General features: G+C 63.3%; 20 protein-coding genes. 9 read left to right on the top strand and 11 right to left on the bottom strand.

Annotated features, from left to right (window positions below):
• Window positions 1-28 precede the first annotated feature (28 nt).
• Window positions 29-1,054 (top strand): quinone-dependent dihydroorotate dehydrogenase, encoded by a 1,026-nt coding sequence (locus SB765_RS25895; protein WP_016500784.1) that lies wholly within the window; start codon window positions 29-31, stop codon window positions 1,052-1,054.
• Window positions 1,055-1,150: 96 nt separating this feature from the next.
• Here the strand turns inward: SB765_RS25895 and rmf are convergent, their stop codons facing one another.
• Window positions 1,151-1,366, bottom strand: coding sequence for a ribosome modulation factor (gene rmf / locus SB765_RS25900; protein WP_003248687.1), 216 nt, complete (start codon window positions 1,364-1,366; stop codon window positions 1,151-1,153).
• Between the two features lie 561 nt (window positions 1,367-1,927).
• On the opposite strand from rmf, the gene rlmKL reads away from it, so the two are divergent.
• Both rlmKL and SB765_RS25910 read left to right on the top strand, forming a co-directional pair.
• Window positions 1,928-4,120 carry a bifunctional 23S rRNA (guanine(2069)-N(7))-methyltransferase RlmK/23S rRNA (guanine(2445)-N(2))-methyltransferase RlmL gene (gene rlmKL, locus SB765_RS25905; protein ID WP_016500782.1) on the top strand — a complete coding sequence of 731 codons (2,193 nt, stop codon included), beginning with the start codon at window positions 1,928-1,930 and terminating at the stop codon, window positions 4,118-4,120.
• 94 nt (window positions 4,121-4,214) lie between these two features.
• Entirely contained in the window at window positions 4,215-6,608 is a 2,394-nt protein-coding gene (locus SB765_RS25910) for a diguanylate cyclase (protein WP_410932145.1), read from the top strand.
• A gap of 128 nt (window positions 6,609-6,736) precedes the next feature.
• On the opposite strand, the gene dacB is transcribed toward SB765_RS25910, so the two are convergent.
• From dacB to SB765_RS25950, 8 genes are all read right to left on the bottom strand, one after another.
• Window positions 6,737-8,194 (bottom strand): D-alanyl-D-alanine carboxypeptidase/D-alanyl-D-alanine-endopeptidase, encoded by a 1,458-nt coding sequence (gene dacB, locus SB765_RS25915; RefSeq protein ID WP_016500780.1) that lies wholly within the window; start codon window positions 8,192-8,194, stop codon window positions 6,737-6,739.
• A gap of 186 nt (window positions 8,195-8,380) precedes the next feature.
• Window positions 8,381-8,725, bottom strand: coding sequence for a YggL family protein (locus tag SB765_RS25920; RefSeq protein WP_016500779.1), 345 nt, complete (start codon window positions 8,723-8,725; stop codon window positions 8,381-8,383).
• Between the two features lie 41 nt (window positions 8,726-8,766).
• Window positions 8,767-12,399: an ATP-binding protein gene (locus SB765_RS25925; RefSeq protein WP_410932146.1), complete on the bottom strand. Its 3,633-nt coding sequence runs from the start codon at window positions 12,397-12,399 to the stop codon at window positions 8,767-8,769.
• An 8-nt stretch (window positions 12,400-12,407) separates the two neighbouring features.
• A complete protein-coding gene (locus tag SB765_RS25930) occupies window positions 12,408-13,025 on the bottom strand; it encodes a response regulator transcription factor (protein WP_016500777.1) in 618 nt (205 codons plus the stop codon).
• Between the two features lie 285 nt (window positions 13,026-13,310).
• Window positions 13,311-14,642 (bottom strand): deoxyguanosinetriphosphate triphosphohydrolase, encoded by a 1,332-nt coding sequence (locus SB765_RS25935; protein ID WP_059395422.1) that lies wholly within the window; start codon window positions 14,640-14,642, stop codon window positions 13,311-13,313.
• A 147-nt stretch (window positions 14,643-14,789) separates the two neighbouring features.
• Window positions 14,790-15,119 carry a hypothetical protein gene (locus SB765_RS25940; protein WP_016500775.1) on the bottom strand — a complete coding sequence of 110 codons (330 nt, stop codon included), beginning with the start codon at window positions 15,117-15,119 and terminating at the stop codon, window positions 14,790-14,792.
• A complete protein-coding gene (locus SB765_RS25945) occupies window positions 15,116-15,490 on the bottom strand; it encodes a phage holin family protein (RefSeq protein WP_016500774.1) in 375 nt (124 codons plus the stop codon). Before SB765_RS25945 ends, SB765_RS25940 begins: the two co-directional genes overlap by 4 nt.
• 9 nt (window positions 15,491-15,499) lie before the next feature.
• A complete protein-coding gene (locus SB765_RS25950; protein WP_016500773.1) occupies window positions 15,500-15,814 on the bottom strand; it encodes a YqjD family protein in 315 nt (104 codons plus the stop codon).
• Window positions 15,815-16,127: 313 nt separating this feature from the next.
• On the opposite strand from SB765_RS25950, the gene SB765_RS25955 reads away from it, so the two are divergent.
• From SB765_RS25955 to SB765_RS25975, 5 genes are all read left to right on the top strand, one after another.
• A complete protein-coding gene (locus SB765_RS25955) occupies window positions 16,128-17,336 on the top strand; it encodes an ammonium transporter (RefSeq protein ID WP_341798027.1) in 1,209 nt (402 codons plus the stop codon).
• Between the two features lie 72 nt (window positions 17,337-17,408).
• A complete protein-coding gene (locus tag SB765_RS25960) occupies window positions 17,409-17,648 on the top strand; it encodes a glutaredoxin family protein (RefSeq protein WP_019473185.1) in 240 nt (79 codons plus the stop codon).
• Window positions 17,649-17,757: 109 nt separating this feature from the next.
• Window positions 17,758-18,189, top strand: a complete 432-nt coding sequence (locus SB765_RS25965; RefSeq protein WP_410932147.1) for a D-Ala-D-Ala carboxypeptidase family metallohydrolase — start codon at window positions 17,758-17,760, stop codon at window positions 18,187-18,189.
• A 65-nt stretch (window positions 18,190-18,254) separates the two neighbouring features.
• Complete coding sequence (locus SB765_RS25970) at window positions 18,255-18,563, top strand: transcriptional regulator (protein WP_258655900.1); 309 nt, start codon at window positions 18,255-18,257, stop codon at window positions 18,561-18,563.
• A gap of 51 nt (window positions 18,564-18,614) precedes the next feature.
• The gene (locus tag SB765_RS25975) at window positions 18,615-19,499 is read left to right on the top strand and encodes a pseudouridine synthase (RefSeq protein ID WP_341798029.1); all 885 of its coding nucleotides are present in this window, start codon (window positions 18,615-18,617) and stop codon (window positions 19,497-19,499) included.
• A 219-nt stretch (window positions 19,500-19,718) separates the two neighbouring features.
• Here the strand turns inward: SB765_RS25975 and SB765_RS25980 are convergent, their stop codons facing one another.
• Window positions 19,719-21,284: a PAS domain-containing methyl-accepting chemotaxis protein gene (locus SB765_RS25980; protein ID WP_341798030.1), complete on the bottom strand. Its 1,566-nt coding sequence runs from the start codon at window positions 21,282-21,284 to the stop codon at window positions 19,719-19,721.
• Between the two features lie 164 nt (window positions 21,285-21,448).
• The gene (gene acnA / locus SB765_RS25985) at window positions 21,449-24,190 is read right to left on the bottom strand and encodes an aconitate hydratase AcnA (protein ID WP_410932148.1); all 2,742 of its coding nucleotides are present in this window, start codon (window positions 24,188-24,190) and stop codon (window positions 21,449-21,451) included.
• Between the two features lie 224 nt (window positions 24,191-24,414).
• On the opposite strand from acnA, the gene rlmM reads away from it, so the two are divergent.
• Window positions 24,415-25,479: a 23S rRNA (cytidine(2498)-2'-O)-methyltransferase RlmM gene (gene rlmM, locus SB765_RS25990; RefSeq protein ID WP_016500765.1), complete on the top strand. Its 1,065-nt coding sequence runs from the start codon at window positions 24,415-24,417 to the stop codon at window positions 25,477-25,479.
• The last annotated feature ends 754 nt before the right edge of the window (window positions 25,480-26,233 follow it).

The raw sequence follows: 26,233 nt of genomic DNA on the forward strand, positions 1-26,233 counted from the left end.
CCTCACTCACCCCGAGTCTTGCCCGCCCATGTATACCCTGGCCCGCCAGCTGCTGTTCAAGCTTTCTCCGGAAACTTCCCACGACCTGTCCCTGGACCTGATCGGTGCCGGTGGCCGCCTTGGCCTCAACGGCATGCTGTGCAAGCAGCCGGCGGCCTTGCCGGTTTCGGTCATGGGCTTGAACTTCGCCAACCCGGTGGGCCTGGCTGCCGGCCTGGACAAGAACGGCGCGGCCATCGACGGTTTTGCCCAGCTGGGCTTTGGCTTTGTCGAGATCGGCACCGTCACCCCGCGCCCGCAGCCGGGCAACCCCAAGCCACGGCTGTTCCGGCTGCCGGAGGCCACGGCCATCATCAACCGCATGGGCTTCAACAACCTGGGTGTCGATAACCTGCTCGACCGGGTACGAGCCTCGCGCTACAGCGGTGTGCTGGGCATCAACATCGGCAAGAACTTCGACACCCCGGTCGAGCGTGCCGTCGATGACTACCTGATCTGCCTGGACAAGGTGTACACCGCCGCCAGCTACATCACCGTCAACGTCAGTTCGCCGAACACCCCGGGCCTGCGCAGCCTGCAGTTTGGTGATTCGCTGAAGCAGCTGCTCGATGCACTGGCCGTGCGCCGTGAGCAACTGGCCGCTACCCATGGCAAGCGCGTGCCGCTGGCCATCAAGATTGCCCCGGACATGAGCGACGAAGAAACCGCATTGGTGGCAGCCGCGCTGATGGAATCGGGTATGGATGCGGTAATTGCCACCAACACCACGCTGGGTCGTGAAGGTGTCGAGGGGTTGCCGTACGGTGGCGAGGCGGGCGGCCTGTCGGGCGCGCCGGTTCTGGAAAAGAGCACCCACATCGTCAAGGTGCTGGCAGGCGAGCTGGGCGGCAAGCTGCCGATCATCGCTGCCGGTGGCATTACCGAAGGCCGCCACGCTGCCGAGAAAATCGCCGCCGGGGCGAGCCTGGTGCAGATCTACTCGGGCTTCATTTATAAAGGCCCGGCACTGATCCGCGAGGCGGTGGACGCTATCGCGGCAATGCCGCGGGTTTGATCGACAGGCAAAAAAAGGGCCCCTTCAAGGGGCCCCTGGGCCTTCGCCCGCCGCCCGGATGGGGCGTGCATGGTAAATCGAATTCAGTGTCCTCGATCAGCCAACGGCGTGATTTTCGTTGAGTCTATGGATGCCAGCGGTGCCAGTCATTCCGTCCCAGTTATCACCGCGACCTTCGCGCCAGCCGTTGATCCAGGCTTGGCGAACAGAAGGAAGATTGAAGGGGCAAAGTTCGCGGGATTTGCCGGTGACCCCGTATTGGTAGCCACGTGAATATGCTCTTTCCAACGGATCACGCTTAAGTCTTCTCATAGGGTGTTGCCCTCACTTGTTGACTGTAATGTCCCGTCGGCCTCTCTGAGGCCGGGCAGAGTCTTTCTGCCGGTTTGCGCTCGCTGCCGGCGTGGCGAGCTGAAAGTGCCGCCTCGTTGCGAAGCGGCCTGAGACCAGTTCTAACGAATGCGAGTCACGGTGTGAATGATCGATTTGTCATAAGCACGTAACCTTTCATAGGGTCAGGGGATAAGTAAATAAATGCGACTTAACCTTATTTGAGGTTTAGCCCGCTATGATCAGGGTTTGCTGATCATTGACGTCATTTCGCCAGCGTTGCTCGCGGGTGACAGAAATAATTTGAAATGCGACGAAGGGTCACACAGGCCCCTCTATCGCCAGAATTTTTTGTACTGCCTGATGATCTAAGCTGTCTTTGCCACTTGGCCGAGCGCAGATCGGTCAGGCGGCCCGGCCCTTCGCGGCACGCTTATGTGCCAGAAAAGGCCACCCGCACGCCTGCTGGAAAGGCATGCGGGCAAACATCGCGTGGCGATGCGTCGCCTCGTCAGTCAAATAGCCCAAGGCTCTGGAATACTCATGTCGGACCGTTTCGAACTCTACCTCACCTGCCCCAAAGGCCTCGAAAGCCTGCTTGCCGAAGAGGCCAAGGGCCTTGGCCTTGACGAGGTGCGTGAGCACACCTCGGCCATTCGCGGCGCCGCCGACATGGAAACCGCCTACCGCCTGTGCGTATGGTCGCGCCTGGCCAACCGGGTGCTGCTGGTGCTCAAGCGCTTCTCCATGAAGAACGCCGACGACCTTTATGACGGCGTCAACGCGGTTGACTGGGCCGACCACCTGGCAGCCGACGGCACCCTCGCGGTGGAGTTCAGCGGCCATGGCTCGGGCATCGACAACACCCACTTCGGTGCGCTGAAGGTCAAGGATGCGATCGTCGACAAGCTGCGCAACCGCGAAGGCCTGCGCCCGTCGGTGGAAAAGATCGACCCTGACGTGCGTGTGCACCTGCGCCTGGACCGTGGCGAGGCCATTCTTTCCCTCGACCTGTCCGGCCACAGCCTGCACCAGCGCGGCTATCGCCTGCAGCAAGGTGCTGCGCCGCTGAAGGAAAACCTGGCGGCAGCAGTGCTGATCCGCTCGGGCTGGCCGCGCATTGCCGCCGAAGGTGGCGCACTGGCCGACCCGATGTGTGGTGTGGGTACCTTCCTGGTCGAAGCGGCGATGATCGCTGCCGATATCGCGCCCAACCTCAAGCGTGAACGTTGGGGTTTCAGTGCCTGGCTCGGCCACGTGCCGGCGCTGTGGCGCAAGGTACACGATGAGGCGCAGGCCCGGGCGCAGGCCGGCCTGGCCAAGCCACCGCTGTGGATCCGCGGTTACGAAGCCGACCCGCGGCTGATCCAGCCGGGCCGCAACAACGTCGAGCGCGCCGGCCTGGGCGACTGGGTAAAAATCTATCAGGGCGAGGTCAGTACCTTCGAGCCACGCCCGGACCAGAACCAGAAAGGCCTGGTCATCAGCAACCCGCCCTATGGCGAGCGCCTGGGTGACGAAGCCAGTCTGCTGTACCTCTACCAGAACCTGGGCGAGCGCCTGCGCCAGGCCTGCATGGGCTGGGAGGCGGCGGTGTTCACCGGCGCGCCGCAGCTGGGCAAGCGCATGGGTATTCGCAGCCACAAGCAGTACGCGTTCTGGAACGGCGCCTTGCCGTGCAAGCTGTTGCTGTTCAAGGTGCAGCCCGACCAGTTCGTGACCGGTGAGCGCCGCGAAGCGCAGGCTGACAACGCCGAAATCCGTGAGCAAGCGCCGGTAGCCAGTGAGCCGGCGCGCCTGTCGGAAGGGGCGCAGATGTTTGCCAACCGCCTGCAGAAGAACCTCAAGCAACTGGGCAAGTGGGCCCGCCGCGAGCAGGTTGACTGCTACCGCCTGTACGATGCCGACATGCCCGAGTACGCCTTGGCGGTCGACCTGTACCACGACTGGGTGCATGTGCAGGAGTACGCCGCGCCACGTTCGATCGACCCGGAGAAGGCTCAATCGCGCCTGCTCGATGCCCTGGCAGCCATCCCCCAGGCACTGGGTATTTCGCCGCAGCGTGTAGTACTCAAGCGCCGCGAGCGGCAGAGTGGTACGCGCCAGTACGAGCGCCAGGCCACCGAGGGCCGTTTCCAGGAGGTGAACGAAGGTGGCGTCAAGCTGCTGGTCAACCTCACCGACTACCTGGACACCGGGCTGTTCCTTGACCACCGCCCGATGCGCATGCGTATCCAGCGCGAGGCTGCCGGCAAGCGCTTCCTCAACCTGTTCTGCTACACCGCCACGGCTTCGGTGCATGCGGCCAAGGGCGGCGCACGCAGCACCACCAGCGTCGATTTGTCGAAAACCTACCTCGACTGGGCGCGGCGCAATCTGGCGCTCAATGGCTTTTCCGAGCGCAACCGCCTGGAGCAGGGTGATGTGATGGCATGGCTGGAGGCTAACCGCGACAGCTACGACCTGATCTTCATCGACCCGCCAACATTCTCCAACTCCAAGCGCATGGAAGGCGTCTTCGATGTGCAGCGTGACCACGTACAGCTGCTGGACCTGGCCATGGCTCGCCTGGCGCCGGATGGCGTGTTGTATTTCTCCAACAACTTCCGCAAGTTCCAGCTCGACGAGCACCTGATGGCGCGCTATGCCGTGGAAGAAATCACCGCCCAGACGCTGGACCCGGACTTTGCCCGGAACAACCGGATCCACCGCGCCTGGCGCCTGCAATTGCGTTGAGCCGACGAGGTACATTGCGCGGCTAATGGCCAATAGCTATAAATGTGAGGAGGGCGAGATAATCCGCAGGACGCTGACGTGACGAGATGGGTGTATGTCAAAGTGTGGCGTGCGTGCGCGGTTATTTGGCCTGTGCACAGAAGCGGTGTCCGCCTGGGCGGTGGCGCTGGTGGCTTTGGTGGCGGGCGGCCTGTTGACGGCCGCCTTGGCGCTTGCCGCGCAGACGTTCTACAAGCAGCAGCTGCGCCAGCGTTTCGAGTTGCTGGCCAGCGAGCGCTTCAGCCGCATTGCCGAGCGTTTTGATGAACAGCAGCAGCGCCTGGACGGCCTGCGACGGTTCTTCAGCTTTTCCAACGATGTCACCCCGCTCGAATTTGACGGTTACGCCCGGCCATTGCTCCAGCGCACCCTGGCCTACGCTTGGGCGCCGCGTGTCGAAGCCGCGCAACGCGCCGAGTTCGAGCGCCATGCCAGTGAGCATTCAGGCCCGGACTATGTGATCCGTGATCAGGACGCACAAGGCCAATGGCGCCCTGCGCCGCTGCGCGACCATTACTTCCCTGTGCTGTATACCCAATCTGGTGAAATGCCAGGGCTGCCCTATGGGCTGGACCTTGCCGGCCAGGCTGCATCCCAGGCTGCCCTGGCACGGGCACTCGGGCCTGGCAGCATGGCGGTGTCCGAACCCCTGGCCATGTACGAGATCCCTTCGTACGCGCGTGGCTTGCTGCTGGTGGCGCCGGTGTTTTCCGACGCTAATCCGCATGGCGCAGCAGTAGGTTATGTGACGGCCTTGCTGAGCATGCGCGAGCTGGTCAGTGATGGGCGGCCAGTGGCGGCAGATGACAACCTGGTGGTGCGCATCGTTGATCCGTCCGGGTTGCAGGGGCCGGAAGTGATGTTCGACTCGCTGAACCAGGTCGCCCCCTTGTCGCTGGCCAGCAATCAGCAGTTGCACCTGGCCGATCGCCACTTCCAGTTGAGCATCCTGCCGAGCCTGGCGTTCGTGAAGGCCAATCGTTCGTCGGCAGTGCTGGCGGTGGTCCTGCTGGGTGGGTTGTTGAGCCTGCTGCTCAGTGCCTTGCTCTACAGCCTGTTCAGCCAGCGCCAACGCGCCTTGGCCCTGGTCGAGCAGCGCACCGCCGAACTGCGGGTCAGCGAGCAGTCGCTGCGCGGCACCCACAACCAGCTGCGCAGCGTGCTGGATGCGGCGACCCAGGTGGCAATCATCGCCACCAACCTCAAGGGTGTGGTCAGTACCTTCAATGCCGGCGCAGAGCGTATGTTCGGTTACCCGGCCAGCGAGGCGATCGGGCAGTTGCGCCTTGAGAACCTGGTGCTGCCCGAGGAACTGAGCCAGCGCGGCCATGCCCTGAGCCTGCGCTATGGTCGCCCGATTGCCGGTGGCCAGGCCATGTTCGCCGAAACGGTGCAAGCGCATGGCGCCGAACCTGGAGAATGGACCTTGTTGCGCGCCGATGGCAGCCAGTTGGTGGCCAACATGCTGGTTACCGCCATGCTGGATGAGCAGGATTTGTGGGTTGGCTACCTGGCCATCTGCATTGATGTCACCGAGCGGCGTCGGGTACACGAGGCGCTGGCGGCGCGCGACCGGCTGCTGGAAAAGCTCAGTGCCGAGGTGCCGGGGGGCATTTACCAGTATCGCCTGGATGCCAACGGCCATTCGTGCTTTCCCTATGCCAGCCAAGGCCTGTACGACATCTACGAAGTGGACCTGCAGCAATTGCGCGAGGATGCCACGCTGGTGTTCGAGCGCATCCACCCCGATGACCTGGACCGCGTGCGCCGCTCGGTGCGTTACTCGGCCGAGCACCTGGCGCCCTGGCGCGAGGAATACCGGGTGTGCCTGCCGCGTGCCGGCCTGCGCTGGGTCCGTGGCGAAGCGACGCCAGAGGTGGGGGAGCAAGGCTGCACCCTGTGGCATGGCTACCTGACGGATATCTCCGACCTCAAGGGTGTGGAGGAGGAATTGCGGGCGTTGTCGGTCACCGACTCGCTGACCGGCATCCATAACCGCCGCTACTTCCAGGACCGGCTCAAGGTCGAACTGGAGCGCGCCCAGCGCGACGGCCTGGCGTTGGCCGTGATCATGCTCGACATCGATCACTTCAAATGCATCAATGATCGCTTCGGCCATGCCATGGGCGACCGGGTGTTGCGCAGCTTGTGTCAGCGTATTGGCCAGCGCTTGCGGCGTACTGATGTGTTCTGCCGGCTGGGTGGGGAAGAATTCATGGTGCTGTGCCCGGGCAGCGATGCCGAGCAGGCGCGGCTGCTGGCGCTTGAGTTATGGCAAGGGGTGCGCACGATGCCGGTGGAAGGCGTGGGCCAGGTGACCGCAAGTTTTGGAGTGGCGGGCTGGCGGCCGGGGGAGGGCGCCGACGCCTTGCTGCTGCGGGCTGATGCGGGTGTCTATACAGCCAAGCAGGCCGGGCGGGACCGGGTGGAAGGGGAATCCGCCTGGTAGCTGCCAGTTGTCGGTACTGGCCCTTTCGCGGCTAAAGCCGGTCCCACAGGATCTTCACGGCACTTGAGGCCTGTGCAGTACCTGTGGGAGCGGCTTTAGCCGCGAAAGGGCCGGTACTGGCTGACCAATCAGTTGGCCGCGGTGCTACCGGCCAGCTTCGGCTGGCGATACAGGTCGAGCAGCACCTGGTCCAGCACCTGCGACGCACCCCACGGTTTCGGGTCGTTGAGAATCGCTGCCACCGCCCAGGTATGGCCGTTGCTGTCGCGGCTGAAGCCGGCAATCGCCCGCACGGTGTTCAGCGTGCCGGTCTTGATGTGCCCCTCACCGGTCATGGCGGTGCGCTTCAGGCGCTTGCGCATGGTGCCGTCCATGCCTACCAGCGGCATCGAACTCATGAACTCGGCAGCGTAGGGGCTCTTCCAGGCAGCCTGCAGCATCTGGGCCATTTCCCGGGTGCTGACCCGCTCCGCACGTGACAAGCCAGAGCCGTTCTCCATCACCAGGTGCGGCGCGGTAATGCCCTTTTTCGCCAGCCATTGGCGCACTACGCGCTGGGCGGCGCGGGCATCGTCGCCATCGGCATCGGTGCGGAACTGCGCGCCAAGGCTCAGGAACAGCTGCTGGGCCATGGTGTTGTTGCTGTATTTGTTGATGTCGCGGATCACTTCCACCAGGTCTGGCGAGAAGGCGCGGGCCAGCAGGCGGGCACTCTTGGGCACGTTCTCGATGCGGTCGCCACCCTGGATGCTGCCGCCCAGCTCGTTCCAGATCGCGCGCACGGCACCGGCGGCATAGGTTGCGTGGTCGAGCAGCGACAGGTAGGTCTGCGAGTTGCAGCCGTCACCCAGCTGGCCACTGACGGTTACACTGATGCCATCGGCTTGGGGTACCGGGTTGTAGCGCACATCGCCAGTGCACTGCTTCGAAGCCACCGCCTTGACCTGGTTGTCGATACGGATGCTGGCAATCGGTGGCTCGACCGCGACGGTGACTTTGCCCCCATCGTTGCGGGCCACGAAGCGCAGGGCCTTGAGGTTGACCAGCAGCGAATCGGGCTTGACCAGGAACGGCTTGTTTTCATCGCCGCCGTCATCATTGAACTGCGGCAGGTTGGGTTGCACGAAGTGGCTGCGGTCCAGCACCAGGTCACCGGTGATGGTGCGCACGCCATTGGCGCGCAGGTCACGCATCAGCAGCCACAGCTTTTCCATGTTCAGCTTCGGGTCGCCGCCCCCTTTGAGGTACAGGTTGCCATTGAGCACGCCGTTGCTCAGGGTGCCATCGGTGTAGAACTCGGTTTTCCACTGGAAGGTGGGGCCGAGCAGTTCGAGGGCAGCGTAGGTAGTGACCAGTTTCATGGTCGAGGCCGGGTTTACCGAAACATCGGCATTGAACACGGTCGGCGTGCCGGGGCCGTCCAGCGGCAGCATTACCAGCGACAGGGCTGTGTCCTGCAGCTTGTTGGCCTTGAGCGCCTGCTGCACTTTGGCGGGCAGGGTGGTATTGACGGCGGCGGCCTGGCTGGGCAATGCGAGTGGCAACAGCAGGCTTGCAAGAATGAAGGGACGAAGCGTTTTGATCATAATGGATAAATACCCTGCGGCGAGGGAAAAGGGCACTGGGGCTGTAAGAGATGATGGCCCCACGACGAAAGAGTACGCATTATGCCCCAAGCGTAGCGACGATGCGCCACGTTCGACGGAAAAGCACCGCCAATAAAAAAGGCCACCCGCAAGGGCAGCCTTTTCAGCGATCAAGCCAGGCAGGTATCACTCAGCCTTGTTGATCGGCTTTTCCGGGTACCAGGCGTCCAGCAGCGGGCTGACTTCGATCTTGGTCAGTTCGCTACGGCCCTTCAGCCAGGTTTCAACGGCAGCGCGCTGTTCTTCGCTGGCCGAGCCGCGTTTGACCGAGCACACCAGGCCGTAATCGTCACCGCCTACATAGTCCAGGCCGTTGGCGTCCATCGCTTCTTCCAGGAACGCATCGAGGAAAGCATCGATTGCCTGGTCATCCAGATCTTCCTTGAATTCCAGGTTCAGCTCGAAGCCCAATTCCTGAAACTCGTCGACACACAGCTTTTTGCGCAGACGACGGGAGCGGTTTGTGGCCATGAAACAATCCTCTTAGGTAATAACGCCGCGCAGTCTACCAGTTAACACGTCTGGCTGCCTGCCTGTGTGCACGCGCCGGTGGCCAGTTCCTTGGCCAGAGCCCGTTCTACACGGCACATGTGCCGCGCCAGTGCCTGACGCCGCAGGCGCAACTGGTGCGTGGGCAGGCCGCGGGCCTCCAGCGCCTCGCAGGCCTGCATCAGGTCGGGGGCTTCCAGCATGCGGGCCGCACTCAGCACCTTGTGGGCCTGCTCGGCAATGGCGTCGCTGTCATGCTCCGGATGCAGCGCCATCAAACTGGCCAGATCGGCCTGCAGGCTTTGCTGCAAGGCCAGCAGGAAGCGCTGGCGGTCGGCGGGGTCATGCCCGACCACTGCAGCCAGGCCGTCCAGATGGTAAAGCTTGCGCCGGGGCTTTTGCTGGCGGCGCGGACGAATGCCCGCCAGGTGCTGGCTGAGGGTGCCCAGGCTGATCGGCTTGAGCAGGCAGTCGTCCATACCGGCGCTCAGGCACCGGCGGCGCACCTCTGGCTGCGCGTTGGCGGTATAGCCGAGAATGGTGCAGCGCAGCCGCTTGCCATGGCGTTCTTCGGCACGGACGGCGGTCGCCAGTTGGTATCCGTTCATGTGCGGCATGTTGCAGTCGAGCACCAGCACATCGAAGTCGCCTGCGCGCCAGGCCGCCAGGCCTTCGCGGCCATCGCGGGCGCTGGCGTGCGGCAGGCCCAGGTAGCCGAGCTGCTGCGCCATCAGTTGCAGATTGGCCGGGTGGTCGTCGATCACCAGTACGTTCAGCTGCGGGTCAGGCACATCGAGGTGCTCGAGGAGCGACGCTGGGGGTGGGGCGGCGTCAATCCGCTGCAGCGGCATCTTCAGGCGCACCTGGGTGCCAACATCTTCCAGGCTCTTGATGGTCAGGCTGCCGCCCATCATTTCGCACAGGCTGCGGCAGATGGCCAGGCCCAGTCCGGTACCGGCACGGGCGCCCTGGCTGTGCGGGTTGGCCTGGATGAACGGATTGAACAGGCGTTGCAGGTCGTCGGCATGGATGCCGATGCCACTGTCGCGCACTTCCAGTTCCAGCACTGCGGGCGTGGTGTTGCCGTCATCCTGCAGACTGACGCTGATACGGACCTGGCCATGCTCGGTGAACTTGATGGCATTGCTCACCAGGTTGGACAACACCTGTTTGAAACGCAGGGGATCGAGCAGTGCGTGGCAGCGCGCGGCGGGTGCAATCTTTACCTCCAGAGCAAGGCCTTTCTGGCGCGCCTGCCCCTCGAAAATACGCCCTACCGATTCGACCAGTGCTGCAAGGTCGACGGCCTCCGGGGCCAGGGACAAGTGGCCAGACTCGATGCGCGCGATGTCGAGAATATCGCCGATCAGGCCCAGCAGGTCCTTGGCTGAATGGTGGGCCAGCTGCAGTGCGCTGCGGTCTACCCGGCCCTGGTCGGCGCGCTTGACTGCCAGTTCGAGCATGCCGATGACGGCATTCATCGGGGTGCGGATTTCATGGCTGATGGTGGCCAGGAAGGTGCTCTTGGCGCGGTTGGCATCGTCGGCCTGCTGCTTGGCCTGACGCAGTTCCATGACCAACTGGCGGCGCTCGCTGATGTCGATCCAGCCGCCGATGATGCCCTGCACCTCTCCCAGCGAGTCGCGGTACGGCAGTATCCAGTGATAGATGGTCATTTCGCGGCCCTTGATCCGCAGTGGCCGGTCCATGATCAACGGCGAGCCTGCGGCCATGACTTTCAGGTAGTCGGCCTGGATCTGCCGGGTTTGCTCTTCGTCGGCAAACAGGCTGCCGTCCAGCTGTTTGCCGATGACTTCGTCGGAGCGGGCTTGCACGGCTTCCAGATAGCTGTAATTGCAGCTTTGCAGGCAGGCCTCGCGGTCACGTACGTACATGGGGTGGGGGGTACCGTTGAGCAGGGCGCGCATGAACGCCAGTTGGTCGCTCAGTGCTCGTTCGGCGCGTTGGCGCTGGCGGATCTGCAGGCGCAGGCGGGCGTTCCAGAGCAAGGCCAGCAACAGCAGCGCGACCATGCCCAGCACCACCTGTAGCGCAAGCTGGCTGTAGCCGTTGCCGTTGCCATCGTCGTGCTGCCCGAAGCCGCGCCAGCGGTTGTTGATTACCCCCAGCTCTTCTGGCGAAATGCTCAGCAACGCCTTGTCGAGGATCGACATCATCGCCTGTGACGGAGTGCTTGTGGCCATGGCGAAGTTGGCGGGCTCGCTGCCCACCGTGGTGCGGATGACCAGCCCGGGGTTGTTGGCCAAGGCATGGTTTGCGTCGAGCAACGTGGTGATCACTGCGTCCACCGCCCCGCTGTTGAGCAATGCCATGGAATAGAACCCGCTTTCGGTCTCGACCCAGCCGATTGTCGGATAGTGCCGTGAGAGCTTCGCGTTCATGGCGCTGTAGCGGGTAATCGCCACGCGATGCCCCTGCAACTGCTCCAGGGTGTTCAGGGCCATATCGTCCTTGCGGCCTACCAGCACGAAGGCGCTCTCCAGGTAGGGCCGACTGACTTGCAGGTCATCGTCGGTCACCGCGCCGGTGGCCAGTGCGGCAATCACATCTGCGCGGCCATCTTTGAGGCGGGCGATCATGTCGGCGATGCCGCTGGTACGCTGCACTTCAAAACGCAAGCCGGTGCGCAGGCTGATGAACTCCAGCAGGTCGGCAGTGATGCCGCGAAAATGCCCCGAGCCATCGAAATACGATAGCGGCGCAGCCGTATCATCGATCGTCACGCGCATCACCGGGTGATCTTGCAGCCATTGTTCCTCGGCGTCTGTCAGTTGCAGCTTGCGCTCGGTCAGCAGCAGGTCGCTGCCGGCGCTCCAGCGTTTGAAGATGCTGGCGCGCAGGGCGGGGGGCTGGCTGTCCAGTGTGGCGTTCACCACCTCCAGCAGCAGCGTGTCCTGCTGGCGCAAGGCAAAGCCGAAGCCAATGGCCTCGTGCTTGCCGAAATTGGCCATGCGCAGACGCGGCAGGTGGCCGCGGTTAAGCAGATAGTGGGTGGAGATGGTATCGCCGATGTACACGTCGGCCTGCCCGAACGCCACGGCGTTCAAGGCCTGGCTGGAGGAGCCAAAGGCCAGCAGCTCGGCCATGGGGTAGGTGCTGTGTACCTCCTGCTTGGGCAGGTAATGGTAAAGCATGCCCAGGCGCAGGCCGGCCAGGTCCATGTCGAGCGCCCGGCTTTCGTCTTCGCGTGTTACCAGCACCGGCTGGTCAATGGCATACGGTTGCGACAGCGCCAGGCCGTCGCTGGCCGCTTCGTAGCCATTGGCGCTGCCAAGCAGGTCGATATCACCATGCCTGAGCGCCTCCACCGCCGCCTGCCGACTGGGGAAGCGCAGCACCCGTACGGGTAACTGCAGGGCTGTGCCGATCAGGCTCGCGTACTCGGCGGTGAGGCCCTGATAGTCGCGGCCGCCACTGGTGATGTCGAACGGCGGGTAGTCTGGCGCCGACGTGCCCAGTACCAGTTCCTGACGGCCTTCGAGCCATTGCCGTTGTTCGGCCGTGAGTATGGGTTGGGTCGGCTTGGCCGATGACCGAGCCAGTAAAGTATAGGACGAAGCCCCTTGATAGGTGGCCTGCGCTACGCCGCTGAACAGGAGCAGGGCGAGCAGCAGGCGAGCAATAGGGTGCGGCATGACCACCCTCAGACCAGCGCGTTGCGTTTGGCTATTTCGATCAGGTCAACCAGTGTACTGACCTGAAGTTTGTGCATGAGGCGCTTCTTGTAGGTGCTGACAGTCTTGCTGCTGAGGAACATGCCCTTGGCAATTTCCTTGTTGCTGCGGCCTTGGGCGAAGAGTTGCAGTACCATCAGTTCGCGGTCATTTACCTGGCGGAAAAGTTGCAGCTCGGTATCGGTTGTCTGGTTGTGTTTTATTGCCTGGCTGGGGAAATAGTTGTAGCCGGCCAGTACCGCCTTGATAGCACTGAGCAGTTCGCTCAGGTCTTCCTGCTTGCACACATAGCCTGCGGCGCCGGAGTGCATGCAACGCACGGCAAACAATGCGGGAGACTGGGCGGTCAATACCAGAACCTTCAATGGCAGGGCCATGGCCTGGAAGCGGGAAAGTACCTCCAGCCCGTCTAGCTTGGGGATGCTGATGTCGAGGATGACCAGGTCGGGCGCGGCTTCACGAATCATCTGCATGGCGTCCACGCCATTGTCCGACTCGCCGACGATCTTGTAATTCTGGTTTTCCAGCAACATACGGACGGCCAGGCGGATGACAGGATGATCGTCGACAATAAATATGGAATGCATGTTCAACTTCCCTGCGGGCGATTGAGGGGGACAACCGGCACCTTATCGCAGTTGGAAGTCATCGGGCATGCGAGGGAGGGCGATTCGCTCCTTATGGGAAATGGCTTACAAGATAAAACAAAACGGGCTACGAAATTTTTGTGTTTGACCCAATGTCAAAGCGTCTTTGGTAACTTTTCATGGGCTTTTATTCGTACTGTTTAACTTGCTGCCAGTATATGTAGGAAGTTTCCTGCAGTACGCGGTGCAGCACTGGCTGAGGGGCCGTGGCTGCACCGGCGTGATTCAGGTGGGGCTGGAGCGCCCGGTCATTTCCCGGGCCATTTCGCTGGCATAGCTGTCGGTCATCCCGGCGATGAAGTCGATCATGCGCAGGAAGGCGCTGTGCAGCGAGGCATGCGGATCCGGGGCATTGTTGCCGATCAGGTCCAGCACCCGGCGGCTCTTGAACGAGGGGGTGCGCCCGCCGTGCTGTTCGAGCGCTGCGCCACAAAAGGTGTTGAGCAGAATCTCCAGGGTGGTGTAGGCGCCGATTTCGTGCAGGGTCTTGCGCTTGTCCTGGAAGATCTTGTTGCGCGCCATGTCCTTGGCCTGCAGCACGCAGCGCTTGGCCGGGCCGTGCATGTGCTCGACCAGGTCGCCCGCCAGGTGCCCGGCCAGCAATGCCTGCTGCTGCTCGACGAACGCGTGGGCGGCGGCGTTGGTCAGGTGCTCGATGGCCTTGCCACGCAGAATCGCCAGCTTGCGCCGGCGGGAATCGCGTGGGCCGAGCTGGCGGTAAGTTTCTGGCAGGTCTTCGCCGACCAGGTCAAGCAGCAGCGTTTCGACTTCGGCGTATTCCAGCAACTCCATTTCCAGGCCGTCTTCCAGGTCGATCAGCGCATAGCAGATGTCATCGGCGGCCTCCATCAGGTACACCAGCGGGTGGCGCGCCCAGCGTTGCTCTTCCAGTTGCGGCATGCCGAGCTTGCGGGTGATCTGCTCGAGCAGGGGCAGTTCGCTCTGGTAGCTGCCGAACTTGTGCTTCTTGTAGCCCAGGGCGTCGGCGTGGCGCGCGCTCCAGGGGTACTTGAGGTAAGTGCCGAGGGTGGCGTAGGTCAGCCGCGTACCGCCGTCGAACTGGTGGTACTCCAGCTGGGTGAGTACGCGAAAGCCTTGGGCATTGCCCTCGAAATTCAGGAAATCAGCCCGCTCGTCGTCGCTCATGTCATCCAGCCACCCACGCCCGGCGGCCTGCTGGAACCAGTGGCGGATGGCGTCCTCGCCGGAGTGGCCGAATGGCGGGTTGCCGATGTCGTGGGCCAGGCAGGCTGACTGCACGATCATCCCCAGGTCGCTGGGGGCGCACCAGTCGGGCAGGTTGTCGCGCAGGGTTTCGCCGACGCGCATGCCGAGCGAGCGACCTACGCAGCTGACTTCCAGCGAGTGGGTGAGACGCGTATGGATATGGTCGTTGCTGGTAACCGGGTGCACTTGGGTCTTGCGCCCGAGGCGGCGAAAGGCGCCGGAGAAGATGATGCGGTCATGGTCTTTGTGGAAAGGGCTGCGCCCGAGTTCATCGGCGCTGTAGAGGGCTTTGCCCAGGCGTTCACGGGTGAGCAGGGTGTGCCAGTCCAAGGCGCATTCTCCTGTGGATCGAAGGAAGCAGCATATCCTGTAGGAGCAGCCTTGTGCTGCGAAGAGGCCCGTTTGATCGATACACGTGTGTCGCCGGGCCGGTCTCTTCGCAGCACAAGGCCGCTCCTGCAAAGGAACGTGCAGTGTTCAGGGGCGGCGGTTGCCTTGCAGGTACAGGCGCACCAGCGGCAGCAGGCTGCTGCCCAGGCGCACCAGCCGCGCCAGGTTACCGCTGCGCACGCCCTTGCCGGTGAGGAAACCCAGCGCCACCACAGCGCCAATCCCCCACAAAGGCGCATGCTTGATCCCCAGCCCTTCATGCAGCGAGCTGCCCATGCCGCGCACGCGGCGCAGCGGTTCCATCAGTTGGCCGGACTCATGGCGAATTTCCTGGCGGTGCATCTCCATGCGCAGGCGCAGCAGTGCTTTGCGCAGTTCGCGCGGGTTACGGGTGTTTGGCAGTTGTGGCAGGCTCATGGCAACAGGCGCTCCCGGTCCTTGGCGAGTTCGTCAAGGGTGGCCCCGAAGGGCGACGATTCGTCGAACACCGCAGCCTTCAGGCGCAAGCCGCAGTACAGCGCGGCAAGGCCATAGAACACGCACAGGCCGATGATGCCGGCCAGGCGATAACTGTCCCACAGCAGCACCAGCAGCAACCCGGAAAGGGCCGTCAGCAGCAACAGGGCAAACACCAGGGCGAGGCCTGCGAACAGCAGCAGGCTCAAGGTGCGGCCCTTTTGCTCCTGCAACTCGATGCCGAACAGTTCGATATGGCTGTGCAGCAGCCCCAGCGCTGCGGCGCCCAGGCGCTTGCCCGAGGCGCTGGCGCCGTTGGCGTCATTCTCCATGGGAACCCCTTAGCGCCGGTTGGCCAGCAGGCCGATCAACAGGCCGACACCGGCCGCGATGCCGATTGCCTGCCACGGGTTTTCCTGCACGTACTGCTCGGCGCTGCCCAGCGCGGCTTGGCCGCGTTCGCGGACAGAGTCCTGGGTCAGTTGCAGGGTTTCGCGAGCCTGGGTCAGGCGGTCGTGAATCTGTTCGCGCAATTCGTCGGCCTGGTCGCCGGCCAGGTTGGCAGTGTCTGCCAGCAGCCGCTCGGTGTCGCGTACCAAAGCCTGGAAGTCAGCCATCAGAATCTCTTGTGCAGTCTTTGCCGATTTGCTGGCCATGGGCCTCTCCCTGTCGATGAGTGATGGTAATTCGAGTAATAGCACGCGCGGAAGGTTCAAGTGCCGGTGCTGGTATGGGCCTTGCTAAGGCATTGCCACGTTGCGGGGCGTCGCTGGCAGCTGTTGCGCCGATTCAGGGCGCTAGCGCAGCGGGTACCGATAAACCTTAACCCAATCCTCGACAAACCCAAGAAAATACCACGCAGGCTCCGACCCGGTCACCGAAACAGGGCAGGGGGCTGGCACCGATTCGGTGCAGGGATGCAGGTTCTTGAACTGTCCTGGTGCCTTTTTCAGCAGGTCTGCCTATTTCATGGAAAACATGCACAGCGCGATGGACTCCCTGGTCCACGGTTCCAATACCCTGTTCATTCTCATGGGCGCCATTCTGGTGCTGGCCATGCATGCCGGCTTCGCGTTCCTCGAAGTGGGCACGGTGCGCCACAAGAACCAGGTCAACGCCTTGTCGAAGATCCTCAGCGACTTTGCCATTTCGGCACTGGTGTATTTCTTCATCGGTTACTGGATAGCCTATGGCGTCAATTTCTTCCAGCCGGCAGCGGCGCTGGCGGTCGACCATGGCTATGCGCTGGTCAAGTGCTTCTTTCTGCTGACCTTCGCTGCGGCGATCCCGGCGATCATCTCCGGGGGCATCGCCGAGCGGGCGCGCTTTGCGCCGCAACTGTGTGCCACGGCGTTGATCGTGGCGTTTGTCTACCCGTTCTTCGAGGGCGTGGTGTGGAATGGCAACCTGGGGCTGCAAACCTGGTTGCAGGCCCGTTTCGGCGCGCCTTTCCACGATTTTGCAGGGTCGGTGGTGGTGCATGCCATGGGCGGCTGGCTGGCCCTGGCGGCGGTGCTGCTACTGGGCGCGCGCCGTGGACGTTACCGCGAGGGCCGGTTGGTGGCGTTTGCGCCGTCGAGCATTCCCTTCCTGGCGTTGGGCTCGTGGATTCTGATCATCGGCTGGTTCGGCTTCAACGTGATGAGTGCCCAGACGTTGCAGGGGGTGAGCGGGCTGGTAGCGATCAACTCGCTCATGGCCATGGTCGGTGGCACCCTGTCGGCCTTGCTGGCCGGGCGCAACGACCCAGGCTTTCTGCACAACGGGCCGTTGGCCGGCCTGGTAGCGATCTGCGCCGGCTCCGACCTGATGCACCCGATTGGCGCACTGGCCACCGGCCTGGTGGCCGGCGCGTTGTTCGTCTGGACCTTCACCGCAGCGCAGAACCGCTGGAAGATCGACGACGTGCTGGGCGTGTGGCCACTGCATGGCCTGTGCGGCGTGTGGGGTGGCATTGCCTGCGGCGTCTTTGGCCAGGCGGCACTGGGGGGCATGGGCGGTGTCAGCCTGATCAGCCAGTTGCTGGGCAGCCTGATGGGCGTGGTGGTGGCATTGGTCGGCGGCTTTGCCGTCTATGGCGCAATCCGCGCGCTGCATGGGCTGCGCTTGAGCCATGAGCAGGAGTTCCAGGGCGCGGACTTGTCGCTGCACCGTATCGGCGCCACCAGCCAGGATTGAGCCAGGTCAGGTGCATGACGGGCGCGACAGACCTAGAATAGGTTTCTCTGCATGCCAAACCGGGACCTGCCCATGCTGCCTGAATGCCAACTGTTCGGCACCCTCGGCTGCCACCTGTGTGAAGTGGCCGAAGCTGTGCTGATGCCTTTCGTCGATCATGGCCTGCTGGTGGAGCTGGTCGACATTGCCGAGAGCGAGCCCTTGTTCGAGCGTTACGGCCTGATCATTCCGGTGTTGCGACGCTGCGACAATGCCGCCGAGCTGCACTGGCCGTTCGATGCCGAACAGGTGGTGGCGTTCCTTGGGCAATGAAGGCCGCAGAGGAGTCGCAACCCTGCTCCATGATCTGTGACGCGAGCTGATGATCAGGTGCCGGCGCACTCTGGCGCCGTTACCTCCCTCATCATCGGAATAGTTCGCCATGTTGATCACCCCACATTTCACGTTCGATGAAATGACCGTTTCCCAGCTCGCCGCCAGGGACGGATTCGATAACACCCCGCCCCCTGAAGCCAGGGCCAACCTGCAGTTGTTGTGTGGTGCGCTGGAGCAGGTGCGCGCACTGTTCGGCGCGCCAATCATCATCAGCAGCGGTTTTCGCACCGAGAGGGTCAACCGGTTGATCGGCGGTGCCACGAACAGCCAGCATGTACAAGGCCTGGCGGCGGACTTCACGGTAATTGAAGTCAGCCCTCGGGAAACCGTACGCAGGATCAGCGAAAGCGCCGTGCCGTTCGATCAACTCATCCTGGAGTTCGACAGGTGGGTGCATCTGTCGGTGGCCCGGGGCACGCCGCGTCGGCAGGTTTTGACCATGCGCAAAGGAAGTGGCTGCCTGGCGGGGCTGCAATGAAGCGCATTGACGGCGGCAAGGGGATGTTCGTATGCTGTATATAAATACAGTATCGAGGTAAAGCCATGCTCAACGTCGAGCAACTCAAGTACAGCGTCAACCGCATGCCCGTGGATCGGGTGGCTGACGCCGTTCTGGAACTGCGCCTCGAAGGCCTGGTGACCGACGACCGCACGCCGTTCGGTAAAGTGCACTTCAATACCTGCTTCGCCGAAATCGAGGCCTTGTTCCAGCGTGCCGGTTACCACCGCGGGCTGGATGTGGTGGGTTACCAAGGGTTGCTCTATGCCCTTTACGACCCCAGCCGTTGGGAGCCGGTGCAGGTGCTGCGCTGGCTGAAGGAACGCAGCGAGGCGATAGTCCAGGCTGGTTGAGGGCGCGGGCTTGGGCGATAATGCGCGGCCGTGAACGTTTCGAGCCCTGCCATGACCGCGCCCTTCGACCCCGCCCGCCAGCAAGCCAGTACGGTGTGCCTGCCCCCCGGTAACTGGGCGACGGTGCTCGATTGCCTGTGCGACCATTTCAAGGCCATCGACCGCGCCCAGTGGCTCGACCGTTTTGCCCGTGGCAGGGTGCTGGATGCCGAGGGCCGGGCGGTTGCCGCCGAGTTACCCTACAAGCGTGGCATGCGTTTGCACTACTTCCGCGAAGTGCCGAACGAGCGGCCGATCCCGGTGCAGGAGGTGGTACTGCACGCGGACGAACACCTGGTGGTGGCAGACAAACCGCATTTCCTGCCGGTGACGCCAACCGGTGAGTACGTTGAGCAGACCTTGCTGCGCCGCCTGATCCGTCGCCTGGATAACCCGCACCTGGTGCCGCTGCACCGCATTGACCGGCACACCGCCGGGCTTGTGCTGTTTTCTGCCAACCCGCACAGCCGCAGCGCCTACCAGCGCCTGTTCCCTGAACGGCGCATCGACAAGCGCTACCAGGCCATTGCGGCGGCTATGCCGCAGCATGCATTTCCACTGGTGCACAAAAGCCGCCTGGTGCATGGTGAGCCGTTTTTCCGAATGCACGAAGTAGCAGGGGAGGCCAACAGCGAAACCCTGGCCGAGGTGCTGGAGAAGAACGGTGAGCTGTGGCGCTATGGGCTGTCGCCAGTGACCGGCAAGACCCATCAGCTGCGCGTGCACATGGCAGCCTTGGGGGCGGGGATCTGCAATGACCCGTTCTATCCGCAGCTGCTTGATGCAGCGGATGACTACCAGCGGCCGCTGAAACTGCTGGCGCAGAGCTTGCGTTTCGAGGACCCGTTGAGCGGCGAAGAGCGCTATTTCGAGAGCCGCCTGCGTCTGGACTGGTAACACAGACCGCAGGCATACGCGGCCCTTGTGGGAGCGGGCATGCCCGCGAACACCGGCCGGGCCGGTGCCATCCACCGCGTTGGTTTCTTCGCGGGCATGCCCGCTCCCACAGGTACGTCGCAGGCTCCAAGGTCACTAGGTTCCTGTGGGAACGGCTTCAGCCGCGAACACCGGCTGAGCCGGTGCCACCCACAGCGGTGGAGTGCCGGGTCGCGAGCATTAGCGGTTGAACCGCTCCACCAGTGAATACTGGCTACCCGCCGTGCTGGTCAGCTCCTCGCTCAGCAGTGCCGAATGCTGCGCCTGTTCGGCGGTTTGGTCGGCCAGTTCGGCAATGGTGCTGATGTTGCGGCTGATTTCGTCGGCCACTGCAGTCTGCTCTTCGGTAGCGGCGGCAATCTGGGTGGCCATGTCGGTGATGTTGGCCACCGCTTCGCTGATCCCCACCAGTGCCTCGTCAGCCTGCATCACACGGTCGACGCCTTCCTGCGCCTGGCGGTGGCCGGTTTCCATGGTCAGCACGGCGTTGCTGGCGGTTTGTTGCAGCTTGGCAATCAGGCCGTGGATCTGCCCGGTGGACTCGGCAGTACGCTGGGCCAACTGGCGTACTTCGTCAGCCACCACGGCAAAGCCACGGCCCATTTCACCGGCACGCGCCGCTTCGATGGCCGCATTCAGTGCCAGCAGGTTGGTCTGGTCGGCAATGCCCTTGATCACATCGACCACGCCACCAATCTCGTCGCTGTCCTTGGCCAGTTGGGTGACCGTCTGGCCGGTTTCGCCCACCGCTGCCGACAGGCGCTCGATGGCCTCGCGGGTCTCCCCGGCAATCTGCCGGCCCTGGCTGGTCAGGCGGTTGGCTTCCTGGGTGGCATCGGCGGTGCGCTGAACGTGGTTGGCCACTTCCTGTGTGGTGGCGGCCATCTGGTTGACGGCGGCGGCGACCTGCTCGGTCTCCACCCGCTGGCGCTCCAGCCCCGAGGAACTCTTGTGCGCCAGGGCGTCGGACTGGCGCGCCTGGTCGCTGAGGTGTTCGGCACTGTCCTGCAGGCGGGTCAGGCAGGTTTTCATGCGGGCATCCTGGCTGAGCATGGCCATTTCCAGGCGCGCCTGTACGCCACGGCTATCGGTGAACATCTGCGCGATCAGCGGGTCGGAGGTGGTCTGTTCGGCCAGGCGCAATAGGCGCTTGAGGCCGCGCTGCTGCCAGCTCAAGCCCAGCAGGCCCAGGGGTACGGATAGCGCGGCAGCCAGGGCAAAGCCCCAGGAATGGCCCAGCCAGTTGCCGATCAGGAAGCCCACCTGGCTGATCAGGATGAAAGGCAACCAGTCCTGCAGCACCGGCAGCCACTTGTCCCTGCGAGGTACCGCTGGCTTACCCTGGTTGATGCGCTGGTACAGTGCTTCGGCGCGGCGAATCTGCTCAGCGGTTGGCTTGACCCGCACCGACTCGAAACCGACAACCTGGTTATTGTCGTAAATCGGTGTGACGTAGGCGTTGACCCAGTAGTGGTCGCCGGACTTGCAGCGGTTCTTGACGATGCCCATCCACGGCTGGCCCTGCTTCAGGGTTTGCCACATATGGGCAAACACGGCAGGCGGCACGTCGGGGTGGCGTACCAGGTTATGCGGCGCGCCGGTCAACTCTTCGCGGGTGAAACCACTGATGTCGATGAAGGCATCGTTACAGTACGTGATCACGCCCTTGGCGTTGGTGGTGGAGATCAACCGCTGCTGGGCAGGGAAAGTCCGTTCTCTCTGGGTAATCGGCTGGTTGTTACGCATGGGGTGATAGTCCGCAGGGCTTTGGACAGGTATCGGCAAGCCACTGGTTTTATTGAATGATTATTTAATGTGGCTGGGTTGGGGTTGTCGTTGCCGCTATGGCGCCTGAGAATCGAGCGCCACCCGCGCGGCGCTCGGTCTATCTCCAGCCGTACCTCCCAGCCTCAGCCGGCGATCATCTGTCGCAACACGTAGTGCAGAATTCCGCCGGCTTTGAAGTACTCCACCTCATTCAAGGTATCGATCCGGCACAGCACCTCGATCTGTTCCTGCTGCCCATCTTCGCGGGTAATGCGCAACGGCAGGCTCATGCCTGGGCGGATCTGTGCACCGCTCAAGCCCAGCACGTCGATCCGCTCCTTGCCGGTCAGCACCAGCTGCTTGCGGTCGTGGCCGGCCTTGAACTGCAGCGGCAGCACGCCCATGCCCACCAGGTTGGAGCGGTGAATGCGCTCGAAGCTTTCCGCCAGCACCGCCTTGACCCCCAGCAGGTTGGTGCCCTTGGCCGCCCAGTCGCGGCTGGAGCCGGTGCCATATTCCTGGCCGGCGATCACCACCAGCGGGGTGCCTTCCTGCTGGTAGCGCATGGCCGCATCGTAGATCGACAACTTCTCGCCGCTTGGCACGTGAAGGGTATTGCCACCTTCCTCACCCCCCAGCATTTCGTTGCGGATACGGATGTTGGCAAAGGTACCGCGCATCATCACTTCATGGTTGCCACGCCGCGAGCCATAGGAGTTGAAGTCGCGGGGCTCCACGCCCTTCTCGCGCAGATAGCGCCCGGCAGGGCTGTCGGCCTTGATGTTGCCGGCAGGGGAGATATGGTCGGTGGTCACCGAGTCGCCCAGCAGCGCCAGTACCCGCGCACCGTGGATGTCGGCAAGGTGTGGCGGCGGTCCGCCGATGTCGTCGAAGAACGGCGGATGCTGGATATAGGTAGAATCAGCCTGCCACACGTAGGTGGCAGCCTGTGGTACCTCGATCGCCTGCCACTGCTCATCGCCGGTAAACACTTCGGCGTATTCCTTGTGGAACATCGCCGTATCGACCTTGGCCACTGCGTCGGCGATTTCCTGTTGGGTGGGCCAGATATCGCGCAGGTACACCGGCTGCCCATCCTTGCCCGTACCCAGTGAATCGCGGGTCAGGTCTACCCGCACGCTGCCCGCCAGGGCGTAGGCCACCACCAGCGGCGGCGAGGCCAGCCAGTTGGTCTTGACCAGCGGGTGCACGCGGCCTTCGAAGTTGCGGTTGCCCGACAGCACCGAGGCCACGGTGAGGTCGGCGCTGCCGATGGCTTTCTCGATCGCTTCGTCCAGCGGGCCGGAGTTGCCGATGCAGGTGGTGCAGCCATAGCCGACCAGGTCGAAGCCCAGTTGATCGAGGTAAGGGGTGAGCCCCGCTGCCTCGAAGTAGTCGGTGACGACCTTGGAGCCCGGCGCCAGCGAGCTCTTGACCCAGGGTTTGCGTTGCAAGCCTTTTTCCAGGGCCTTTTTCGCCACCAGCCCGGCCGCCATCATCACACTGGGGTTGGAAGTGTTGGTGCAGGAGGTGATTGCGGCAATCACCACCGCGCCATCGCGCAGGGTGTGAGTCTGGCCTCCATGGCTGTAGTCGATCTCGCCAGCCTGGTCGGCGTTGCCCACCGCTACACCGCCGCCGCCCTCGCTTTCCAGGCGGCCGACTTCCTTGGCCAGCGGCTTGGGCTGCAGTTCGATGAAATGGTCAAAGGCCTGGCTGACCTGGCCCAGCGCCACGCGGTCCTGCGGCCGCTTGGGCCCGGCCAGGCTTGCTTCGACCTCGTGCATGTCCAGTTCCAGGCTGTCGCTGAACAACGGCTCCTGCCCCGGCAGGCGCCACAGGCCCTGGGCCTTGCAGTACTGCTCGACCAGTTGCACAGTCGCGTCCGGTCGGCCCGACAGGCGCAGGTAGTCCAGGGTAACCTCGTCAACCGGGAAGAAGCCACAGGTGGCGCCATACTCCGGTGCCATGTTGGCGATGGTCGCACGGTCTGCCAGCGGCAGCTCGGCCAGGCCGTCGCCATAGAACTCGACGAACTTGCCCACCACACCTTTCTTGCGCAGCATCTGCGTTACCGTCAGCACCAGGTCGGTGGCGGTGATGCCCTCGCGCAGCTTGCCGGTCAGTTTGAAGCCGATCACCTCGGGAATCAGCATCGACACGGGTTGGCCGAGCATGGCCGCCTCTGCCTCGATGCCACCGACACCCCAGCCGAGCACGCCCAGGCCATTGATCATGGTGGTGTGCGAGTCGGTACCGACCAGGGTGTCGGGGAAGGCGTAGGTGCGGCCATCGGCTTCACGGGTCCACACCGTGCGGCCCAGGTATTCCAGGTTGACCTGGTGGCAGATGCCGGTGCCCGGCGGCACTACGCGGAAGTTGTCGAAGGCGCTCTGGCCCCAGCGCAGGAAGGCATAGCGCTCGCCATTGCGCTGCATTTCGATATCCACGTTCTCGCCGAAGGCCTGCGGCGTGCCGTAATGGTCGACCATTACCGAGTGGTCGATCACCAGGTCTACCGGTGACAAGGGGTTGATCCGCTGCGGGTCGCCGCCGGCCTTGGCCATGGCTGCGCGCATGGCGGCCAGGTCGACCACGGCCGGCACGCCGGTGAAGTCCTGCATCAGCACGCGCGCCGGGCGGTATTGGATCTCGCGGTCGGAGCGCCGCTCGCTTAACCATTGGGCAATGGCGCGCAAGTCATCGCCGGTGACGGTGTGGCCGTCCTCCCAGCGCAGCAGGTTTTCCAGCAGCACCTTCAGCGACATGGGTAGGCGTTGCAGGTCGCCCAACTGGCGGGCGGCCTCGGTAAGGCTGAAATAGTGATAGGTCTGGTTGCCGACCTGGAGGGTCTTGAGGGTGTTCAGGCTGTCGAGCGAGGGCATTGCCAACTCCTTCTGCGCCGGTGCCCGGCAAATACTCAAGGTCTGCCGGTGTCACCGCTCTGTTTCGATCCGCACGGTACGGACCTGGCTGAGTGGTCAGGTTAGACCGGTTTGCGGCCCCTGACCCTTTTCTGGACCGGCGGGGCGTGTCGCAGGTTCCGAACTTCCTTTATTATCGCCGCCCTGCCGGCGCCTGTTGCGCGCCAGCCGTAGTGGAGTGAGAGATGAATACCCTGTTCATGCATTGCCGGCCCGGTTTCGAGGGCGAGGTGTGCGCCGAAATCAGCGAACATGCCGCCCGTCTGGGTATTGCTGGCTATGCCAAAGGCAAGCCGCACAGTGCCAGCGCCGAGTTTGTCTGTACCGAAGAAGGCGGCGCCGAGCGGCTGATGGGGGCGCTGCGTTTCAACGAGCTGATTTTCCCGCGCCAGTGGGCCCGGGGCGGTTATGTCGAACTGCCGGAAACTGACCGCATCAGTGTGCTGCTGGCGGAGCTGGCCGACTTGCCTGTGTTCGGCAGCCTGTGGCTGGAAGTGCTGGACAGTAACGAAGGCAAGGAATTGTCTACCTTTTGCCGCAAGTTCGAAGTGCCGCTGCGCAAGGCGCTGGAGAAGGCCGGCCGCCTGGTTGACGACGCCAGCCGCCCACGCCTGCTGCTCACCTTCATCAGCGGCCGGCGGGTGTTCGCCGGTGTTGCGCCGGCCAACAACAGTGCCCTGTGGCCCATGGGCATTCCGCGCCTGAAATTCCCCCGCGAGGCACCCAGCCGCTCGACCCTCAAGCTGGAAGAAGCGTGGCATCAGTTCATCCCGCGCGAGCAGTGGGAGCAGCGCCTGGGCGATGACATGACCGGCGTTGATCTGGGCGCTTCGCCGGGTGGCTGGACTTACCAGCTAGTGCGCCGGGGCATGCTGGTGACCGCCATCGACAACGGCCCGATGGCCGAAAGCCTGATGGACACCGGCCTGGTTCAGCACTTGATGGCTGACGGTTTTACCTGGCAGCCGAAGCAGCCGGTGGACTGGATGGTGTGCGATATCGTCGAGAAGCCGGCGCGCACCACCTCGCTGATCGAAACCTGGCTGGGCGAGGGACTGTGCCGCGAGGCAGTGGTCAACCTGAAGCTGCCGATGAAGCAGCGCTATGCCGAAGTACGCCGGCTGCTCGACCGCATGGAGGCGACGTTCAAGGCGCGCAAGATCAGGGTATCGATTGCCTGCAAGCAGCTGTACCACGACCGCGAGGAAGTGACTTGCCACCTGCGCCGGCTCGATCTGAAACCGCGCTGAGCCCAGCGCGCTGTTCGCGCTCCGGCTGTAGCTCTTGCTTCGGTTTTTGCTTCTAAGCGCGCGGTAGCTCAGGCGACGCAGATTGCGACTTCAGGAGGCCGAGCGCAGGGCTTGCGAAGGGAGGTGACGGGCATGGATGCCCGTCAAGCGCTGGGCCCCAGGATGGGGCCTGCAGCGCGGTCCTCCCGGGAGCAAGCCCGGAGCGAGGGGACCCCGGAGCGTAGCGCAGGGGCCGGATGATGGGAGCGGACGGCTTTGGTTACTTTGGCCAAGACCAAAGTAACCCGCCGGAAGGGCGGAAAGGTGACTCAGCGCCACCTGCGCGAACGAATGTCTACACTGTGTTGAGGCCCATCTCGCAAGAAGCTAAAAAGCGGATCTGGCTGTTTTGGTTCAGCGAACAGTCCATTTGTGATGGCGACGCTTACTCACCTTTTCGCCCTTACGGCGAGTCACTTTTTGTCAAACGCGACAAAAAGTAACCAAAAAACGCTGCGCTCCGATCATCCGGCCCCTGCGCTGCGCTCCGGGGTTCCCTCACTCCGGCCTCGCTCCCGGGAGGACCGCGCTGCAGGCCCCATCCTGGGGCCCAGCGCTTGACGGGCATCCATGCCCGTCACCTCCCTCCGCAAGGCCTGCGTTCGGCCTCCTGAAGTCGCGAAGATCAAGATCAAGAGCAAGAGCAAGAGCAAGAGCAAGAGCAAGAGCAAGAGCAAGAGCAAGAGCAAGAGCAAGAGCAAGAGCAAGAGCAAGA

Source organism: Pseudomonas sp. SIMBA_067 (genome assembly GCF_046534675.1).
Classification (GTDB): domain Bacteria; phylum Pseudomonadota; class Gammaproteobacteria; order Pseudomonadales; family Pseudomonadaceae; genus Aquipseudomonas; species Aquipseudomonas putida.